The organism is Actinoallomurus iriomotensis (genome assembly GCF_030269445.1).
In the GTDB taxonomy this organism is placed as follows: Bacteria; Actinomycetota; Actinomycetes; order Streptosporangiales; family Streptosporangiaceae; genus Actinoallomurus; species Actinoallomurus iriomotensis.
The window spans coordinates 26,317-44,790 of record NZ_BSTJ01000024.1 but is presented as its reverse complement, the minus strand read 5'-3'; the positions used below and the strand labels follow the sequence as shown (position 1 = coordinate 44,790).

Genomic DNA, 18,474 nt, shown 5'->3' with positions numbered 1-18,474 from the left:
GACGGGTCCTATCGCGGTCATCGGGTTCGGGGGGTCGGGCTCGCGCCCGGCGGCGTGACGCAGGCGGGCGGGGCGGACTGGCCGGGCGGCGACGCGGTGATCACCGCGATCACGGCGAAGCACGACCGCCGGCCCGGCGGGAGGTCGTGCAGCGCGAACGAGTGGGTGTTCTTCGGCAGCACGTCCGAGAGCGGCCGGATCGTCCCGCCGCTGACGTCGGACACGAGGTAGCCGGTGAACCCCGGCAGCGACTCGGCCTGCCCCTCCCAGGACAGGGTCCCGCCGGTGCCGGAGACCACGACCGAGGCCGGCACGTAGTAGTAGTGGCCGGTCCGCGGCGTCGACGCCGTCGCGCGGGGCGCCGGGGAAGACGTGCCGTGGTCACGCGTGGCCAGGACGACACCGGTCCCCGCGCCGACGACGGCCACGGCCAGCACGGTGAGCAGCGGCGCGCGCAGCCGCCGCCGCGTCCGGGGCGCGGGCGGCGCCGGGCGTACGGGCAGCGGCCGGGCGGACGCCACCGTGCCGGTCACCGGGTCGTGCCCGGCCGGGAAACGTTCCGCCGCGTCCCCCGGCTGGGGACACCGCGTGGGCGGGAGGTCGGTCGGGGCCGGGAGGTCGGTCGGGGCCGGGAGGTCGGTCGGGGTTGGTTGGTAGGGATCAGCTCGCTGGTCGGGATTAGCTCGCTGGTCGGGATTAGCCCGTTGGCCGGGCGACAGTTCCGCCATCACCCGCGGGCCCGCGAGGGACGCCCAGCCGGCGGCGACCCGTGCGGCGTCGGGGCGCCGGGCCGGGTCGCGGTCGAGACACGCGCTGATCAGCGCCCAGGCGGCGTCGTCGACGCCGTCCGGCCGGGGCGCCCGCAGCTCCAGGTGCGCGCGCATCATCGCCTCCTGGCTGCGCGCGTCGAACGGCAGGCGGCCGGCGATCAGCTCGTACGCGGTGATGCCGAGCGCGTAGACGTCGGTGGCGGCCGTCGGCGCGCGGCCGGCCCACAGCTCCGGCCCGAGGTAGGCCGGGGTGCCGAGCAGCCGGGTGTGCGCCGACCCGGCGATGCCGCGCGCGATGCCGAAGTCGGACAGGTACGCGGTGCGGCGGCCGCCCCGTTCGGCGACGAGGATGTTCTCCGGCTTGACGTCGCGGTGCACGATGCCGCCCGCGTGCACGGCGGCCAGCGCGCTCGCGGTGTGCGCGAGGAGCTCGGCCGCCTCGGCCGCGGGCAGGGGGCCGCGCGCGGCGACGTGCCGCAGGTCCTCGCCCTCGACCAGCTCCATGACGATGCCGAAGACGTCGCCCTCTTTGACGAAGTCGTAGATCTCGACGACGTTCGGGTGGCGGATGCTCCGCAGCACGCGGCTCTCGCGCAGGAAGCGCTCGACCGTGTCCGGGTCCTCCGACAGCTCGCCCCGCAGGATCTTCACCGCGACCGGAAGGCCGTCCTCGCGCCGCCGCCCGGACCAGACCTGGCCGGTCGCGCCGCCGCCGATGCGGCTCAGCAGGTCGTACCGGCTGCCGAGGGGACGCCCGGACGGCGGGGGAGGGCTCGGCGGGATCGTCGGCTTCCGCGTCGCCTCCGCGAGCGCCGCGGCGAGGGCGCCGGGGCCGGCCGGCCGGTCGGCGGGGTCGGCGGCCAGCCCGGACCGCAGTACGGCGATGACCGGCTCGGGCACCCCGGCGCGGCCGAACTCCGGAGGCCCGTCCGCGACGAGACGTGCCAGCCGGCGGTCGGGCCCGCCGTACGGCGGGCGTCCGGCGAGCAGGGTCCACAGCATCGACGCGAGCGCGTAGGTCTGGCCGGCCGGTGTCCAGTCCTCCCCTGCGAGGACCTCGGGCGGTTCGTCGCCGGTGCCCTCGCCGAGCGCCGCCTCCAGCTCCACGAGAGACGGCGGCAGCGGCGTGGCCAGAACCGGCCCGGCGGCGGTGCGGCACACGCCGGGCGGCGGACCGGTCAGGCCCTGCTCGGTGAGCAGCCGCAGTCCCTTGGCGGCGGCGGACGCCGCGGCGACGACCTCGCCGGGCGGCAGCGGGCCGTCCGTGGCCAGCGCCTCACGCAGGGTCGGGCCCGGCCGGTCGGCGAGCAGGAACGGGCGGCCGTCCGCGTCCAGGCCGTGGTCGGCCAGCGGCAGCACCGCCGTCGCGTCGAGGCGGGTCAGCAGGTCCTCCAGGTCGGCGGACTCGGTGCGGATCCGCCGGCGGAGCGCGGTGTCGAGCTCGGCGGTCACGAGGATGAGCCGCACCGGCCGGCCGTCGGCGGTGCGGACCGCCGGAACGTCGGCGACCGGGCCGCGAGCGGGAAGGCTCCCGAGCAGTCGCACGCCTGCCACGGAAGGCATCGTCAAGGGGGTCGCCACCTCATCCATGTCGACGTCCGCCGGCGGCCGCACGAGCGCGCCGACCAAGGTATCGCAGGCATATGGCGGCTTAGAAGGATTCATGTGGATCACCCGCTTCGCCGTTCACCTGCGTGATCACCTGTACGGTCGTCGTCTCGCCGCGCCGGACCAGCACGGCGCGCCCGGCCGGCCAGCCGCCGGACAGCGACCGTGGCAGCCGCAACCCGAACACTTCGCCGTCGACGTGCGTGGCCGGGTTGAGCAGCAGCCCGGAACGGGACCGGCGTACCGCCGCCAGCCAGCCGCGATACGGGTTGGCCAGCACGTCGTCGGTGGTGGCCGCGGCGACCAGCACCGAGCCGGTGTCCCGCGCCGTGCGGCAGAACGACTCCAGCGCGTCGGTCAGCGCGTGGTCGCCGAGCAGTTCCCCGTCGTCGACGACGAGCGCGACCGGGCCGGTGACGGCCGCGTCCTCCACCGCGAGCGCGATGTCGGCCGGCTCGCCGGTCAGCACGCCGGGCGCGCCGGCCAGGTCCCGCAGCGGCGACGGGCGCGGCGCGACCGCCAGCACCGGGAGGGCCAGGCCCGCCACGATCGCGGCCAGCGCGGTGGAACGGCCCGACCGCTGCGGCCCGCACACGAGGAAGGTGCCGCCGTCCGCCGTGAGGTCGACGTCGACCGGGCCCAGGTGGTCGCCGCCCACCGCGGGCGTGCAGACGGCCGGGCCCACCGGTCGCGCGACGGAGCGCAACAGCTCGGCCTCGGCCGCGAAGATCCTGTCGGGGAGCGGGTCGACGCGGCGCGGCAGCCGCTCCGGCGGCACGTCCGCCCACGGGCCGGCGGGCAGGTCCGTGTCCCGGGCGACCTGCACCTCCTCGCCGGTCACCGTCCAGACGGCGCGGCCCGGCGGCATCCGGCGCGGCGTCGTCCGCGGGTCCAGGCCGAAGGCCGCGGCGTCGTCCGGCGTCGCCTGCCGCAGCACGAGCCGGGCCGCGACCGCCGAGGACACCCGGTGGTGGAACCCGGACCGGTCCGTGGTCAGCACCATCGTCACGCCCGCGCCCGGGCCGGTCCGCAGCAGCTCCTCCACGCGGTCGACCAGGCGCCCGCCGTCGCGTTCGGCGTAGCGGGCGAAGAACGCCTCGAGGCGGTCGAGCAGCACGACGACGTACGGCAGCCGCTCCTCCTCCGAGGCCGCGGCGCGCTGCTCGGCGAGCGACCCGTGGCCGCCCGCCGCGAGGACCCGCTGCCGTCGCGTGACCTCGGCGTGCAGGGCGGCCAGCAGCCGTTCGACGCGCGCCGGGTCGGCACCGTCGACCACGGCGCCGCAGTGCGGGAGAGCGGTCAGCGCGGCGAGCGCCTGGTTGCCGCAGTCCAGCGCGTACAGGTGCAGGTCGGCGGGTGACGACGCGCGGGCCAGCGACGCCGCGAGGGTGCGCAGGGCGGTGGAGCGCCCGGCCCGCGCCATCCCCGCGATCGCGACCGGCCCGGTGCGCTCCAGGTCCAGCACGAACGCTTCCTGCGCCTGCGCGGACGGCCGGTCGGCCAGCCCGATCACCCCGGCCTCGCCCGGCAGCGCGGACAGGGAGACGTGCTCGGGCAGCGGCGGCAGCCACGGGCGCGACGGCGCGGGGAGGCCTGCGGCGGCCTCCCGTACGGCCGCGACCAGGTCGGTCAGGTCCGTACGCGCGGCGTTCTCCTCCACCGGGACGGCCTCGGCGACCGGCCGGCCGAGGGCCTCGACGCGACGGAGCGAGACCCGTACGGGCGGCCGGGCGGTGTCCGTCTCGGCGCGGGGCCGGCCCACGCGCGCGGCCTGGAACGCCACCGGCTCTCCGTGGCCCGTGCGCACGTAGGCGCGGCCGGGCCGGCGTACGGGGATGCGGGCGGCGTCGGGGACGTCGATGACGTCGAGCGACTCGGACGTCGCCGTCACCCGCAGGCAGATCCGCAGGTTGAGGTTGGCGCGCAGGTCGGCGGTGACCACGCCGCCCGGCCGCTGCGTGGCCAGGACGACGTGGACGCCGAGGCTGCGGCCCCGCATCCCGATGCCGACGACCCCGGAGACGAAGTCGGGCAGTTCCTCGACGAGGGAGGCGAACTCGTCGACCACGATGACGAGCCGCGGCAGGCGCGCGCCGGTCCGCGCCCAGTAGTCCTCGATGTCCTTGGCCCCGGCGCCGGCGAACAGCCGCTCCCGGCGGCGCAACTCGGCGGTCAGCGAGTCCAGGGCCCGGCCGACGAGATGCCCGTCGAGGTCGGTCACGAGCCCCACGCAGTGCGGCAGGTCCGCGCAGGCGGCGAACGCGCTGCCACCCTTGTAGTCCACCAGGACGAAGGTGAGCGCGTCGGGCGTGTTCGTGGCGGCGAGCGAGGCGACCAGCGTCTGCAGCAGTTCGGACTTGCCCGAGCCGGAGGTACCGGCGATCAGCGCGTGCGGCCCGTCGCGCCGCAGGTCGACGCTCACCGGGCCCGCCGGCCCGGCGCCGAGGAGCACGGTGGTGCAGCGGCCGTCCGGGTTCGCCGCCCAGCGCTCGCGGATCGCCGCGGGCGTGACCGGGGACAGGCCCGCGACGTCGAGCAGGTCCACCCGGTCGGGCAGCGCCGCGTCGCCGCCGCGTTCGCCGAGCAGCCGCAGCGGCGCGAGCGCCCGGGCCGCCGCCTCGGCCGCGTCCGCGACGAGCCCGTCGGCGAGCACGTCCTCCACCGGCGTGCGGCCGGTACGGCGAAGGGTGACCCGGGACCCGGCGGAGGTGGTCGCGACGAGCGTCGCGCCGCACTCGTCGGCGAGCGCCGTCTCGTCGGTGTCGACGCACAGCACGCGCACGCCGACGGCGGGTCCGGTGGCGAGCAACTCGCCCAGCCCGGCCAGGTCGCGCAGCCGCCGCGCGCCGTCGAGCACCACGAGCAGCGCGCGGCCCGGCGGCGGGCTCTGACCGAGCGCGCTGCGCTGCTCGGCGAGGCGCTCGTCCACGAGGCGGCGCAGCTCGGTCAGCCGCGCCTCGGCCTGCGCGGCGTCCGTCGCGACCATCCGCGCGCAGGCGAACGCCGACGAGGCGGGCAGCGTGTGCGGCAGCCAGGTCGCCCACTCCCAGTCGGCCGCCGTGTCCCGGCCGGTGACGAGCACCAGGCCCAGCTCGGCGGGCGAGTGGAGCACGGCCGCCTGCACGATCAATGCCCGCGCGGCGGCGAGCGTCATCGGCCGCGGGCCGGCGACGCCCAGCACCCCGGCGTCGGCCAGGTCGACCGTGACCGGCACGTCGCGTACGGCGGGCGGCTCCGGTCGCGTCGTTTCGGCGGCGCGGACCGGCGCGGCGGGGTCGGGCCGCAGCACCAGGCGCGCCGGGCGGGACACCAGCCCCATGCGCAGGCGCAGGAAGTCGGGGTCGCCCGGCCGCCGCTGCCACAGCGTGGCGGCCGGATCCGCACCGCCCGCACCGGTGCGCCGGACCAGGGCGGACGGGTCCGGGTACGCGGCGCGCTCGGCGCTCTCCTCGGCGGCCACGGCCGCGTCCAGCTCCGTCTCGAACGCGGCCCGCGCCCGTTCGTAACCGGCCCTGGCCCGCGCGTACTCGCGCCGTCCCGAGCGCCGGTCGCCGACCACCGTGGCGAGGGCCATCAGCGGCGACAGCGCCATCATCGGCAGCAGGTAGGCCGTGTACCCGCCGGGGACGACGAAGTACAGCGCGCCGCACAGCAGCAGCGGCAGCATCGTCGCCGCCCAGGGCAGCCGGAAGCCGCCCGGCCGCTCCGGCTCGGCCGGCACGACCAGCTCGGGCAGCCGCTCGGGCACCCGGATGCGCGGCGGCCGGTTGAACAGCCGGGTCCCGCCGGCCGGGTCCGGCACCACCTCGGCGTCACCCGCGGCGGGCCCCCGTACCGCCAGGACCGATTCGCCGAGGCCGACCACCTGGTCCGCGCGCAGGTGCAGCGGTCCGTCGAGCCGCCACGCGCCGAACCGGATGCCGTTGACCGACCCGGCGTCGGTCACCGTCGCGCCGCTGCCGTCCTCGGCGGCGAGCAGCCGGGCGTGCGACCGGCTCACCTCCGGGTCGGGCAGGAGCAGGCCGCCGCACGCCGCCCGCCCCACCGGCACGGCGTCGCCCGGCGTGAGCTTGCACGTGATCCCGGCGTGCAGGCCGCCGACCACGGCGGCCTCCAGCCCCGTGCCGCCGCCGGCGGGCACGGTCGCGCCCGCGCCCAGCGTGCCGAACGTGACGGTCGTGCCGCTGACCAGCCCGGTCAGCGGCGCGGCGTCGTCGAGCGGCACGGGTGGTGAGCCGGCCGTGATCGGCGCGTCGGCCGGCCCCACCAGGTCCTCGATCGCCCGGCGCAGGTCGCCGACGGTCGCCCCCTCGTCGGCCTCGACGGTCACCGCGACGGCCCGGCCGCCGGCGTGCGCCACCAGGTCGAGGTCCACCGCCGTTCCTCAGTTGGCGGCGTGGTCGATCGCGTTCCGGCGGCGCTCGACCTCCTGCGCCGCGTCGGTCAGCTCCGCGGCCATGGTGTCCAGGGCCGGGCGGAACTGGCTCTCCCACACCTGCCGGAAACGGTCCGCCGCGCCACCGGTCCAGGTCGTGGTGTGGATGAGCGTGCTCAGCGCCTGCTTGAGGTCGTGGACGTCGTGGCTGCACGTGCCGAGCCGGCGGGACAGTGCCTCCAGCTCAGGCAGATCCGCCTGGATCATCGGTGTCTCCTCGGGTCGGTGCGGGCCCTGCGTCCCGCGACGCCACCGAAGCTAGAGCCGGCTCCGCCGGAGCGGAATCGGAAGACCTCCCCAAGGCGCCCTCCCGGCGGGGCAGCAGCAGAGGCGTGGCCAGCAGGAGCACGCCCGCGATCCCGATCGCGACGCGGGGACCGGTCAGGCCGGCCAGCAGGCCCCACAACGCGGTCAGCGCCGCGATGGTGGCGTTCTTCGTCACCGTCCAGGCGGACAGCACCCGGGCGACGCGGTCCGTCGGCGCGAGCTCCAGCCGCCGGGTGGCGAGCACCGGGTTGTACACGCTGAGGCAGGTGATCAGCCCGAACTCGACGACCATGACGAGGGCCAGCCCGGCGACTCCGGGGCCGATGAAGGCCAGCCCGACCGGCCAGCACGCCGCCAGCGTCCCGGCGACCAGCACGACCCTCCGCCGCCCGTACCGGGCCACGATCCGGCGGGACAGCCGGGAGCCGACGAGCCCGGCGGTGCAGGGCACCGCGAACGCCAGGCCGTACTGCCATAGAGGGAAGCCCAGCCGGTCGACCATGAGGACGGTCAGCAGGGGTTCGGTCGCGAGGATCAGGCCGCCGACCAGGCTGGAGTGGAGGAACAGCGCCCGCAGCTCCGCGTGGGTGAGGATGTACCGCCACCCGTCGAACAGGTCGCGGGCGCGCGGCCGTGCCGTCTCCCGCCGCGCGGGCGGCGGCTCGTCGCCGCCCATCGCGCGGATGCCCAACGCCGACAGCAGGTAGCTGACCGCGTCGGCCACCACGGTCGTCACCGGGCCGAGCAGCCCGATCGCGGCACCGCCGAGCGGCGGCCCGATCATGGTGGCGGTCCACGTCGTGGACTCGAACCGCCCGTTCGCGACGAGCAGGTCCTCCGGCCGCACGACGGCCTTGAGGTTCGCGCCGCTCGCCGCCCGGAACGCGATGTCGCACGCCGAGACGACGATCGACACGACGAGGAGCTGGACGAAGGTGAGCAGGCCGAGCGCGTACGCGGCCGGGACGCTCAGCATCGCCGCGAACCGGGCCAGGTCCATCGCGACCATCACCGGCCGCTTGCGGCGGAACTCCACCCAGGGGCCGAGCGGCACGGCCACCGCCGCGCCCACCGCCATCCCCACGGCGGCCAGCGCGGACACCTCCGGCGGCCCGGCGTGCAGCACCCGGAGCGCGATCAGCGGAAACGCGTTGAACGCCAGCCACGTGCCGACCGTGCTGACCGCGAACGCCGTCCACAACCACCGGAACTCCCGGCCCAGCGACCGCCTCATCCCGACCTCCCCCGCATCGACCGAGGCGATCCAACAGCGCGCGACCCGCCGGCGGCAAACAACCGCGGGGTGTGGGGCCACAGCCGCCGGTTGTGCGGCCCGGTCGGTCAGGGGGTCCTGCCGATGAGGCGCAGGTCGTCCGGCGTGATCAGCTTCGTCGTGAGGGCGTACTCGGCGAGCGCGCTCAGGGCGTTCCAGCCCTGGAGGTTCGGCACGCCGGCGTTGGTCAGCCGGGTCCGGATGTACTCCACGCGCTTGACGAGCGTCGTCCGTGGCCAGCCGAGCCGGCTCGCCGCCGCCTCGTACGAGCGGGGGCTCGGGTCGTAGCGCGGTCCCTCGTGCAGGTACCCGGCGAACAGGGCGACCAGGGCCAGCCGGTCCCGGTCGTTGATCACCACGTCCTGCCCGGCCGCGGTCGGCAGGCCGGTCACCGCCTCGCCGGGCCCGCCGGCGACCGGGTCCGGGCCCTGGAGGACCAGCTCGTGCGGGCCGCCGGTGCCGTCCACGATGACGCGGACCCGGCCCTCGACGGCGTCGCGCTGCCCCGGCGCCAGCACCCGGCGCAGGCCGGGCCCGTCGACGACGGAGAACGGCCGGCTGGAGCTGCGGTTCGACACGAACCACACCTCGCCGACCCGCTCGATCTCGCCGGCCAGCCGGGAGATCGCGGCGTCGCCGGAGTCTAGGCAGAGGGTGCAGCTCTCGGCGCGGCCGAACGTGAAGGTGTCACCGGGCGCGAGGCGGTACGTCGATCCGTCCGCCTCGATCGTCAGGCCGCCGTCGTCCGCGCTGGACTCCATCCGTCTCCTCCGCACTTCACCCGTATGGCCACGGCCGGTCATTTGGGAAAGGTGTGCCATTCAGCAAATACCTTCCCGTTTATAGTCTTGCCGCCCGGTGGCAGAAATCGGTTCAGAGGGGGAAATTGGTGAGAGGACTCCGCCGCCCCACCTGGCTGCGTCTTCCCTCGGGACCGGCCGGCCGCGCCGGTTCGGCGCTGATGGCCGTGACGCTGCTGGTCACGGTGCTGGCGGTCAGCACCGGTGTCGGCTATTCGGTCGCCCGCCCGCTGCTCGGCGACGGGTCGGCGTTCCTGTCCCGCGGGCACACGGTCGCGCACGTCAACGGTGAGACGGGCAAGTCCGACGCCCAGACCGCCATCGAGCTGGCCACCGGATCCGAGCCGATCCAGACCGTCCGGCTGCCCGACGGCCGCGTGGCCGTCGTCAACAAGACCACCGGAACCGTCACCATCCTCGACGGCTCCACGATGGCGCCCACCGGCCCTCCGATGCCGAACCCGGACGGCGGCACCCAGCTGGAGGCGCTCGCCACCGACTCCTCCGGCTACCTCGTGGACAAGAAGGGCGGCACCATCACCGAGCTGGCCCCGCCGGGCAAGCCCGCGGCCCCGGTCGTCTCCGTCGGGACGGGCATCCTGGACGCCGTCCCCGCCGGTGACTCGGTCTGGGTGCTCACGAGCGCGGCGCAGGTCGTCGAGGTCGCGGACGGCCGTGTCCGCCGCACCGTACGCCTGGGCGAACCGGTCTCCGGGATCACCGTCGCCGACGGGCACCCGGTCGCGGTGACCGGCGCCGGCAAGGCGTACGTCGTGGACTCCGACCGGCCGCACGCGATCGGTGACCTCGGCGTCGCCGGCTCCGGCGTCGTGCTCGGCTCCTGGCGGGGGGCCGGCCGGTACGTCCTGGCGGTCGACCGGACGAGCGGACGCGTCGGCGTCCTCGACCCGCGCACCGGCCGTACGACCCGCGCGACGCTGCCCGCCGGGCCGAGCGCGCGGCTCGACGCCCCGGTCGTGCTCGGCGGCGACGTTTACGTGCCCGACTACGCCAAGCCGCAGCTCTGGCGCGTCGACGCCGCCTCCGGCCGGGTCGGCCGGCCACTGACCGTGCCCGGCCGCCAGGGTGACGCGTTCGACCTCACCGTGAGCGGCGGCCACGTGTGGGCCAACAGCCAGTACGACCGCCGCGCTCTCATCGTGGACGGCGACGGGCGGGACCACACCGCCGACAAGGGCGCCGGACCGGACGTACGGGACTCTCAGTCCGACCGCGAGCCGGCCCCGACCACGACGCCGCGCCCAGGCGAGGGCCCGTCCGGGCCGCCGAGCCCCCGTGACAGCGACGCCTCCGCCCCGCCCGACCGGCCGTCGCGGCAGAAGCCGACGCTGCTGAAGGCGCCCTCGGTGATCGGGCTGTCCCGGCAGGCCGCCTGCCGCCTGATCGGCCAGGCGAAGCTCACCTGCGTACGGCGCACCGACGCCACGCCGGTCGTCGACCCGGACCAGTTCGCCGTCGTGTCCACGCAGGACCCGGAACCCGGCGCCGTACCGGACGGCAAGAAGGTCACCATCACCTACCCGGACCGGTTCACGGTGCCGTCGGTGCTCTCCCAGACCCAGGGGGAGGCCTGCGCACGGCTCAAGGCCTTCACGATGAAGTGCCAGGCCACGATCGGCGCGGCCGCGACCGGCGCACACCGGCCGGGCGAGGTGTATCAGCAGACGCCGCCGGCCGGCACCGAGGCGGGCGAGGGCGCGGTGGCCCGGCTCGTCTACTACAGCGGCACCGGCACGACGCACGACTACAAGGGCCAGAGCGTCGACGCCGCCTGCGGGCAGGTGCAGGCCGACGGGTTCGCCTGCACGCGCAAGGAAGGCGCCACCGCGGCCGGCACCGGGCAGCAGCCCGGCACCGTCTACGACCAGGACGTGCCGCCGAACACCAGGCGGAACATCAAGCAGCCGATCACGCTGACCTACTACAGCGCGAACAACACGCTGCCGAGCTACGTCGGCGGCAACCCCGGCTCCGCCTGCGCCGACATCACCGCACGCGGCTTCACCTGTCAGAAGACCGAGCAGCCCTATCCGTCGACGGACAAGGTCGAGGCGCAGGACCAGCCCGCCGGCACGTACCCGATCGGCACGACGGTCACCATCCACTACTCGCCGTGGGCGCTCGTCGACTACTGGATCTACCAGAAGAACGACGCCGACGTCTGGGTGCTGCGCCCGAAGGGCGACATCCCCGCCGGGTACGGGCACCAGGCGTTCCACGTCGGCCTGGCCTACAAGGCCGGGGAGAACATCCCCGCGCCGCAGGCGATCAACGGCTTCACCTGTACGACGGGCCCCAGCCACTGCAACGGCCTTGACGTCAACCACTTCTACTCCCGGATCGGCGCGTACCAGGACTGGACCGGGCCGAGCCCGGCCGCGACGTTCATGGACTGCGGGGTGAGCGGCACGACGCCGATCTACCGGGTGTGGAGGGACGCCGGCGGCGCACGCCTGTACGGCATCACCAGCGACCCCGCGTCCTGGGGCGCGGAGGACAACGAGCGGTTGGGCTGCGTCTGGCCCTGACCTCAGCCGAGGGTCAGGGTCAGGTCGTGCCAGACGTCGGCCGCGGTCGTACGGGCCAGGGCGACCGGCGTCTCGCCTGCCGGCAGTTCGCTCGTCAGCGCGGCGGGCAGGCCGGTCCGTACGTGCCAGAGTCCGCTCGTGGCGTCGATGATCTCCAGCCGATTCGAGGCCCAGTCCAGCTGCCAGCGGCGTACGAGGCCGCGGACCAGGTCGGCCAGCCGCGCGGCGTCGTCACCGGGCAGCTCCCGGTCGTCCAGCGCCGTACGGACCGCGGCCTCGTCCGGGCCGGCCAGCGCGAGGAGGCGGTCGAGCGCGGGGCACGTGGTGATCAGCATCCGCCGGTCGGCCGGCGCCGGACGCGGGCCGAGCCGCGTGGTCGCGGCGATCCAGAGCGGCAGGAGTGAGGCGGGCAGGTCCTCGGCGGCGGTGTCGTCCGGCCGTATCCGGGCGGTGGGGCCACGCCGGGTGAGGACCCAGGTCTGCGCCGTCGCGACGGTCGGCCGGGGCTCGGCGGTGTGGTCCGTTGGCACCTGGGCGGTGGGGCCGCGCTGGGGGAGGATCCAGGTCTGCGCCGTCGCGACGGTCGGCCGGGGCTCGGCGGTGTCGTGTGTTGGCACCTGGGCGGTGGGGCCGCGCTGGGGGAGGATCCAGGTCTGCGCCGTCGCGACGGTCGGCCGGGGTTCGGCGGTGTCGTGTGTTGGCACCTGGGCGGCGGGGCAGTGCTGGGAGAGCTTCCAGGTGTTCACCGGCGCGATGGTCGGCCGGGCCTCGGCCGCCGGGTCGGCGTTCCCGCCAGGTCGGGGCGGGCGGCCGGCCATCGCCCGCCGCGCGGCGGGTCGTTCGGCGGCGTAGCGCTGCGCCGGGCAGACCCAGCAGGTCACCTCGCCGCCGTGCAGCAGGGTCTCGATGGCGACGCCCTCACCGTCCGGGGCGACGGCCGCGTGCAGGAACCGCACCGACCCGCGCCGTGCGTCCCTCGGGCCGGTCGTGACGTCGATCGGCAGGACACAGGTGAATCGCGTCGTCAGGCCCGCGGTGACGTCGGCGAGAAGCGCCTCCGGCGTCGCGCCGGGCAGGGACGGCACGGCGGCGCGGACGATGGCCGCCGCCGCGTCGACGCGTTCCCAACGGGCCTGCCGCGGGTCACAGACCGACGACACCTTGTGCGTGACGGGGCTGATGCGGTGTCCGACCGTGTGCGCGGTGTCGTCTCCGAGGTGCTGCGCCTCGTCGGGCGCGGCGTCGGTGCGTTCCCAGCGGGCCTGTCGCGGGTCAGAGGCCGACGACACCGAGGGCCTTGTGTGCGACGGAGCTCACGCCGTGCCCGACCGTGCCTCCGACGTGCCCGACCGCGTGCGTGGCGTCGCCTCCGACGTGCTCCACCTCGTTGGCGGCGTCGGCCGCCGCGTCACACTGGACGGCAGGTTCGGGGTGTCCAACCGGCGTCCAGGCCGAACCCGCGCCGAAGCCGACGAGCGTGCCCAGCGGCCCGGCCGCCGAACCGAACGCCGCGCCCGACGCGGCCCCGGCGAGGACCGACACGCCGGTACCGGTGGCGATCGAGGCGGCGGTGCGCCCGACCTTCTGCTCGGCGGACAGCCGGGGATCACGGAGGTTGGAGTAGGCGGTCAGCGCCCAGCCCGCGCCGGTGACCGCGCGCCCGCCGGCCGAGGCCGTACGGGCCAGCGCGGCCGGGACGCCCCGGGTGGCGCTCGCCTCCTCCGCCGTGACGGCGCTGGTGCGGAAGGCACGCCAGGTACCCGCCTTGTACGTCTCGCCCGCCGCTCGGCCCTCGCGTATCTCCCGGGTCGCGACACCCCAGCTCATCGACGTGCTGAGAGTCTGCATGGAGAAGGCGCGGAAGTGCAGGCCCAGCAGGCGCAGCCCCCATCCGGCACCCGCCAGAAGGGGCGCGTCGGCGAGCCGCGCCGCCGCGACCCGCCGCCGTAGGTCCTCCGGCACGCCGGCGAGCCCCCGCGCCCGCGCCCGCAGATCGCGCGCGCCCGCCATGGCGGTGGTCGTGACCCGCGCGGCGAGCACGGGAGGGACGCCGGCCGGCACCGCGACGCCGTCCAGCCCACGGGCCACGTCCTCCAGGAGGGACACCAGCTGCTCGACCTGCGGTACGCCGCGCCACATGGCCTCGGCGTCGACCGAGAGCACCGTCATGGGGTGTGCCTCCTCACCCAGGCGCGCTGGTCCGCTTCCAGGGTGTGCGCGGCGTGGTCGAGGGAGGCGGCACAGGCACGCAGATCGCCCGCCGTACGACCGGCGTCGTGAACGGCCGCACCGAGCAGCGAACGCACGTGCGTGGCCGCCGGCCCGCGCCGCCCGGCCGGCGCGGGAGCCGGCACGGCGGTCAGCCGCCCGGCCATCCGCCGCAGGGTTGCGGCCAGTGCGCGGATCGCCTCGGGGTCACCGTCGGGGTAGGGGGCTGTGCCTGTCGTGTCACCGGTCGTCATCGTTCACCTGTTCCGCGAGGTGCGCGTCGCGCGCCGCCCGGCCGGCGCGGGAGCCGGCATGGCGGTCAGCCGCCCGGCCATCCGCCGCAGGTCCGCGGCCAGTGCGCGGATCGCTTCGGGGTCACCGTCGGGGTAGGAGCCTGCGCCGGGAGGGGTGCCTGTCGCGTTACCGGTCGCCATCGTTCACCTCTTCCGCGAAGAGCGCGTCCCGCGCCCTGGCTCGGTTCCGCACGCTAACCGCCCGGCGGAACGGCGGATATGGGAAACCCTTTCCATTCCCCGGGTGCGCGACGTGCCCGCAGACTCGGCGTACCGGGAGGTGACCCATGGGCACAGGGCACGCCGATCAGGCGGTGTGGGCCGACGCCGAAGCGCGGATCCGGGCCGAGATCCGGCGGCTCGACGACATCGTCGACGGCCTTCGTTCCGGCACCGCGCGCCTGCACTGGCAGGGACCCGGCGCGGGCCGGTTCCGCTGGCGTACCGACCGTCGCGTCCGCGAACTCCACGATCAGCGGGCGACGCTCACGCTGCTGCTGTCACTGTGCGGTCGCGCGGGTGCGGCGGTGCGGACGGGGGAGAAGAAGTGACGCGAGTGACGGCGGACGGTCTGCCCGGCGCGGGCCGGAGAGAAGAAGTCATGCGGGTGACGGGGGATGGCCTGCCCGGGGCGCTGTCCTCGGACGAGTTGTGCGCCGCCGCGTGGCTGGCCGGGCGCGCGCCGCTTCCGGCGTTCGCGAGCGGATGGGCGTCGGAGGAGCACGGCGTCGCCGCGGCCGTGGCCGTGCGGGGGCTGCTGGCGCGCGGGCTGGCCGAGCCCGGACCCAGGCTCGCGCCGGCCGTCCGAGGGGCGTTGGACCCGCTGCTTCACCCGGACACGATGGTCGAGATACGGCACGACGAGGGCCCGGCCGGCCGTCGCCGCCACGTGTTCGGGGAGTCCGGCGACCGGCGGTTGCTGGCGGCCGAGTCCGTTCCGTCCATCTGGGAGCTGGCGCCGATCGAGGAGCCGATCGGCGCGGCCGCGTTGGCCGTCGCCGAGCCGCTCGTCCCGCGTACGGATTCCGCGTGCACCGGTGAGCGTCTGGTGGCGAGCGCGCGGCTGCTGGCTCGGGTCGACGCGCTGCTCGCCCAAGGCGCCGGGCTCGGGGACGAGGGCACCGGCGGAGCACTCACGACCGTCCTGTCCGAGGCGCGAGTACTGGTCACGGTGCGCACGACCGGCCCAGCCGCCCACACGGCGGCGGCGATCACCTGGCTCGACGCGGGATCGGCCGGGCTGTGGCTCATCACGCCGGAGGACCGCGGTGACGCCGATGACGTGGCAGATCCCGCCTACGCGCTCACCGCCACCGGCGGCGAGACCGTCCGGGACGCGCTCGCCGGCCTCCTCGGGTCGTCCGTGCCGAAGGAGGAGTCGTGTCGCACGTCCTGACGCCGAGGTGGACCGCCGTAGTCATGCGGCTCGACGCCGGACCGGCCGGGCTGGGGATCATCACCCCCGATGAGCGCGGCGACGCCGACGATGTGGCAGATCCCGCCTACGCGCTCACCGCCACCGGCCACGAGACCGTACGCGACGCGCTTGCCGGTGGGGCGTCCGCGTCGAAGGAGGAGTCGTGTCGCACGTCCTGACCCCGAGGCGGATCGCCCAGCAGGCTTACGACGCCGGGTTCCGCGGGTCGGCGCTCACCACGGCAGTCGCGGTCGCGCTCGCCGAGTCCGGTGGGGATCCGCACGCGCACAACGCCGTGCCGCCGGACGACTCGTACGGGCTGTGGCAGGTCAACATGATCGGCTCGCTCGGCCCGGACCGTCGGCGGGCGTTCCATCTCAAGTCGGACGCCGCGCTGTTCGACCCGGCCGTGAACGCTCGTGCCGCGTGGTCGATCTCCGGTCAGGGCACCTCCTTCCAGCCCTGGTCGACGTACACGAACGGGGCTTACCGGGCCCATCTGCCCGCCGCGCGGGCGGCGGTCCGAGCGGTGAGCGGCGACGTGAAGAAGCCGACCGCGCACCCCGCGCCGACGCACGGCCGGGTCGTGCTCGACCTGGCCGAGCTGAGCCGGCTCGCCCGTCTCTTCGAGGACTCCGCCGCGCGGGTCGAGCACACCCGTCTCGCCCTGCGGCGGCTCGCCGCCGACGTCGAACCGGCCCGTGCCCGGCTGGCCGATCCCGCGCTCGCCACGCTGGTCACCAACGTGCTGACCGCGCTCGACGCGCCGACCCAGCTGCCGCTCGTCGCGGAGCGGTTGCAGCGCCAGGGCACGTACGCCGCGAAGGTACGGCGGCTCGCCGAGCGGGCCGACGGCGGCGACGGGAAGTGGAGCGCGGCCGACGCCCGCCGCTTCGTCGCGAGCATCGGGCCCACGACCGACCCGTACGAGCGGGCGGTCAAGGAGGCGCTGCTCGGCGGCGTCATCGTGCGCGGCGGGCACCTGGCCGGGCGGATCGGCGGCCACGTGTCGCCTTCGCGCGATACGGGCACGCGCCTGCCGGATCCGGGCGTCGGCGGGCTCAAGAACGGCCGCGTGCCGCCGAGCCGTCTCGGACCCGTGGGTGACGGCGAGACGATGACCAGGGTCGCCGCGGGCCGGTTTCGCAGGATGGACGCGGCGGCGCGCGCCGCAGGACTGGACCTGCGGGTGAACTCCGGCTATCGCACCTACGCCGAACAGGCGCGGCTCTACGACGCCTACGTGCACGGGCGCGGCAACCTCGCCGCCGCGCCCGGCGAGAGCACGCACGGCCTCGGCCTGAGCGCCGACATCGACGTCCGCGACCCGCGCACTCTGGCCTGGCTGCGCGCGCACGCCGCGACCTACGGCTTCGTCAACGACGTGCCGAGCGAGAGCTGGCACTGGACCTACCGGCCGCACTGATCGTTCAGCCCTCGGTGAATCCGCCGCCGCGCGCCCTCGCGAACGGACAGGATCAGAGATAAGGAGGCATCATGCGCGTCGCAGTCCTGTCCGACATCCACGGCAATCTTCCCGCGCTCGAAGCGGTGCTCGCGGAGGTCGAGACCTGCGGGGCCGACGCGATCGTGCTGAACGGCGACATCGCGACCGGGCCGATGCCCGCCGAGACGCTGGACCGGCTGGCCGCGCTGGGCGAGCGCGCCGTCTGGGTCCGCGGAAACGGCGAACGCGAGGTCGCCGACGCCTTCGACGGCACGCTCGCCCCCGGGCTGCCCGACGTGGTCCGCCGGACGGCGGAGTACTGCGCGACCCGGCTGGAGCGGCGGCACCGGGCCCTGCTCGCGGACCTGCCGCTGTCCGTCACGCTGGAGGTCACCGGGCTGGGAGCCGTACGGTTCTGCCACGCCACCGCGCGCGACGACGCCGAGTTCATCCTGGTCGACTCGCCGCTGGACCGGTACCGCGAGGCGTTCGCGGGCACGGACGAGCCGACCGTCGTGCTCGGCCACACCCACATGCCCTTCGACCGTCTCGCGGACCGTCGCCGGTTCGTCAACCCGGGCAGTGTCGGCATGCCGTACGGCGCGGGTCCCGGTGCGCACTGGGCCCTGCTCGGGCCGGACGTCGTGCTGCGGCGCACGGCCTACGACCTGGAGGCCGCCGCGCGGACGTTCCGCACCGAGGCGGCGGACTGCCCGGGCCTCGCCGAGTTCATCGCCGAGAACCTCCTGACCGTGCACTCCGACGCGGAGGCCCTGGCGGCCTTCTCCGGCGCGGCCGGCACCTAACGGCTCGTCTGGCGCCGGCGGTAGGCGGCCGACTTCGAGCGGTTTCCGCAGGCGGTCATGCCGCACCAGCGGCGGCGGCCCGCGTGTGAGGCGTCCAGGTAGAGGCGGCTGCAGTCGGGGTGTGCGCACTCGCGGATGCGGCCGGCGTACGGGCCGGCGAGCAGGTCGATCGCGTCGCGGGCGAGCGTCGACAGCGCCTGGGAGAGGTCGCCCTCGTGGCGTACGGACCCGTCGGCCAGGCGCGGCACCAGCGGCGGACGGGCGGCGGTGGCGTTGAGCGACGCGACGTCGCCGGGCGCCGGGGCCGTGGCCGTCAGGGCCGCACGACAGAGGCGATGGATCGTCTCGCGCAGCTCCCGGGTCTGCTCAAGGCCGGCGTCGTCGACGTCCACCGGCCCGGTCAGCCCGGCCTGTGCGATCCAGTCACGCACGTCCGACGGGGTGTTCAGCGTCTCGACCGGGTGCTCGCGGTGGCGTACCTGAAGTGTCGTCGTCAGGTCCAGGCACGGCCGACCGCTCAGGAAGAAGAACACATCACCATATTGACCGGTGACGCGGTCACGGGGCAAGGTGGGCGTCACCGGTCAATGGGGTGACGCGA

At 75.7% G+C, this 18,474-nt stretch carries 16 protein-coding genes; 6 read left to right on the top strand and 10 right to left on the bottom strand.

All coding sequences use genetic code 11. The annotated features are described in order from the left end of the window. Nucleotides 1–17 precede the first annotated feature (17 nt). The 5 genes from QSK37_RS50520 to QSK37_RS50500 form a co-directional block, all read right to left on the bottom strand. Entirely contained in the window at nt 18–2,324 is a 2,307-nt protein-coding gene (locus tag QSK37_RS50520; protein ID WP_285637028.1) for a serine/threonine-protein kinase, read from the bottom strand. Between the two features lie 97 nt (nt 2,325–2,421). Next, nucleotides 2,422–6,753, bottom strand: coding sequence for an FtsK/SpoIIIE domain-containing protein (locus tag QSK37_RS50515; RefSeq protein ID WP_285637026.1), 4,332 nt, complete (start codon nt 6,751–6,753; stop codon nt 2,422–2,424). 9 nt (nt 6,754–6,762) lie between these two features. After that, nucleotides 6,763–7,020, bottom strand: a complete 258-nt coding sequence (locus QSK37_RS50510) for a WXG100 family type VII secretion target (RefSeq protein WP_285574821.1) — start codon at nt 7,018–7,020, stop codon at nt 6,763–6,765. Beyond that, nucleotides 6,998–8,314, bottom strand: a complete 1,317-nt coding sequence (locus QSK37_RS50505) for an MFS transporter (protein WP_285637019.1) — start codon at nt 8,312–8,314, stop codon at nt 6,998–7,000. The genes QSK37_RS50510 and QSK37_RS50505 overlap by 23 nt, the downstream gene beginning before the upstream one ends. A 107-nt stretch (nt 8,315–8,421) precedes the next feature. Beyond that, nucleotides 8,422–9,114, bottom strand: a complete 693-nt coding sequence (locus QSK37_RS50500) for an FHA domain-containing protein (RefSeq protein WP_285637018.1) — start codon at nt 9,112–9,114, stop codon at nt 8,422–8,424. Nucleotides 9,115–9,242: 128 nt separating this feature from the next. On the opposite strand from QSK37_RS50500, the gene QSK37_RS50495 reads away from it, so the two are divergent. After that, on the top strand, nt 9,243–11,702 hold the full coding sequence (locus QSK37_RS50495; protein ID WP_285637016.1) for a PASTA domain-containing protein: 2,460 nt from the start codon (nt 9,243–9,245) through the stop codon (nt 11,700–11,702). Between the two features lie 2 nt (nt 11,703–11,704). On the opposite strand, the gene QSK37_RS50490 is transcribed toward QSK37_RS50495, so the two are convergent. Genes QSK37_RS50490 through QSK37_RS50475 form a run of 4 tightly spaced genes read right to left on the bottom strand, consistent with a single transcriptional unit; the run spans nt 11,705 to nt 14,344 of the window. Next, complete coding sequence (locus tag QSK37_RS50490) at nt 11,705–12,991, bottom strand: hypothetical protein (protein WP_285637014.1); 1,287 nt, start codon at nt 12,989–12,991, stop codon at nt 11,705–11,707. Next, the gene (locus QSK37_RS50485) at nt 12,975–13,871 is read right to left on the bottom strand and encodes a hypothetical protein (RefSeq protein WP_285637012.1); all 897 of its coding nucleotides are present in this window, start codon (nt 13,869–13,871) and stop codon (nt 12,975–12,977) included. Before QSK37_RS50485 ends, QSK37_RS50490 begins: the two co-directional genes overlap by 17 nt. Next, nucleotides 13,868–14,164 (bottom strand): hypothetical protein, encoded by a 297-nt coding sequence (locus tag QSK37_RS50480; protein ID WP_285637010.1) that lies wholly within the window; start codon nt 14,162–14,164, stop codon nt 13,868–13,870. The genes QSK37_RS50485 and QSK37_RS50480 overlap by 4 nt, the downstream gene beginning before the upstream one ends. 3 nt (nt 14,165–14,167) lie before the next feature. After that, nucleotides 14,168–14,344, bottom strand: a complete 177-nt coding sequence (locus tag QSK37_RS50475) for a hypothetical protein (protein WP_285637008.1) — start codon at nt 14,342–14,344, stop codon at nt 14,168–14,170. 146 nt (nt 14,345–14,490) lie between these two features. On the opposite strand from QSK37_RS50475, the gene QSK37_RS50470 reads away from it, so the two are divergent. From QSK37_RS50470 to QSK37_RS50450, 5 genes are all read left to right on the top strand, one after another. Beyond that, nucleotides 14,491–14,754: a hypothetical protein gene (locus tag QSK37_RS50470; RefSeq protein ID WP_285637006.1), complete on the top strand. Its 264-nt coding sequence runs from the start codon at nt 14,491–14,493 to the stop codon at nt 14,752–14,754. Beyond that, nucleotides 14,751–15,599, top strand: coding sequence for a hypothetical protein (locus tag QSK37_RS50465; protein WP_285637004.1), 849 nt, complete (start codon nt 14,751–14,753; stop codon nt 15,597–15,599). Before QSK37_RS50470 ends, QSK37_RS50465 begins: the two co-directional genes overlap by 4 nt. Beyond that, nucleotides 15,584–15,799, top strand: a complete 216-nt coding sequence (locus QSK37_RS50460; protein WP_285637002.1) for a hypothetical protein — start codon at nt 15,584–15,586, stop codon at nt 15,797–15,799. Before QSK37_RS50465 ends, QSK37_RS50460 begins: the two co-directional genes overlap by 16 nt. After that, entirely contained in the window at nt 15,784–17,046 is a 1,263-nt protein-coding gene (locus QSK37_RS50455) for a D-alanyl-D-alanine carboxypeptidase family protein (protein WP_285636999.1), read from the top strand. Before QSK37_RS50460 ends, QSK37_RS50455 begins: the two co-directional genes overlap by 16 nt. A gap of 71 nt (nt 17,047–17,117) precedes the next feature. Next, on the top strand, nt 17,118–17,873 hold the full coding sequence (locus QSK37_RS50450; RefSeq protein WP_285636997.1) for a metallophosphoesterase family protein: 756 nt from the start codon (nt 17,118–17,120) through the stop codon (nt 17,871–17,873). On the opposite strand, the gene QSK37_RS50445 is transcribed toward QSK37_RS50450, so the two are convergent. After that, a complete protein-coding gene (locus QSK37_RS50445; RefSeq protein ID WP_285636995.1) occupies nt 17,870–18,406 on the bottom strand; it encodes a CGNR zinc finger domain-containing protein in 537 nt (178 codons plus the stop codon). The genes QSK37_RS50450 and QSK37_RS50445 overlap by 4 nt on opposite strands. Nucleotides 18,407–18,474: the final 68 nt, after the last annotated feature.

Bases quoted from the DNA above. Each gene is read 5' to 3' on its own strand.
- QSK37_RS50510 (WP_285574821.1), bottom strand. From the start codon at position 7,020: ATGATCCAGGCGGATCTGCCTGAGCTGGAGGCACTGTCCCGCCGGCTC.
- QSK37_RS50505 (WP_285637019.1), bottom strand. From the start codon at position 8,314: ATGAGGCGGTCGCTGGGCCGGGAGTTCCGGTGGTTGTGGACGGCGTTC.
- QSK37_RS50500 (WP_285637018.1), bottom strand. From the start codon at position 9,114: ATGGAGTCCAGCGCGGACGACGGCGGCCTGACGATCGAGGCGGACGGA.
- QSK37_RS50485 (WP_285637012.1), bottom strand. From the start codon at position 13,871: ATGACGGTGCTCTCGGTCGACGCCGAGGCCATGTGGCGCGGCGTACCG.
- QSK37_RS50480 (WP_285637010.1), bottom strand. From the start codon at position 14,164: ATGACGACCGGTGACACGACAGGCACAGCCCCCTACCCCGACGGTGAC.
- QSK37_RS50475 (WP_285637008.1), bottom strand. From the start codon at position 14,344: ATGGCGACCGGTAACGCGACAGGCACCCCTCCCGGCGCAGGCTCCTAC.
- QSK37_RS50470 (WP_285637006.1), top strand. From the start codon at position 14,491: ATGGGCACAGGGCACGCCGATCAGGCGGTGTGGGCCGACGCCGAAGCG.
- QSK37_RS50450 (WP_285636997.1), top strand. From the start codon at position 17,118: ATGCGCGTCGCAGTCCTGTCCGACATCCACGGCAATCTTCCCGCGCTC.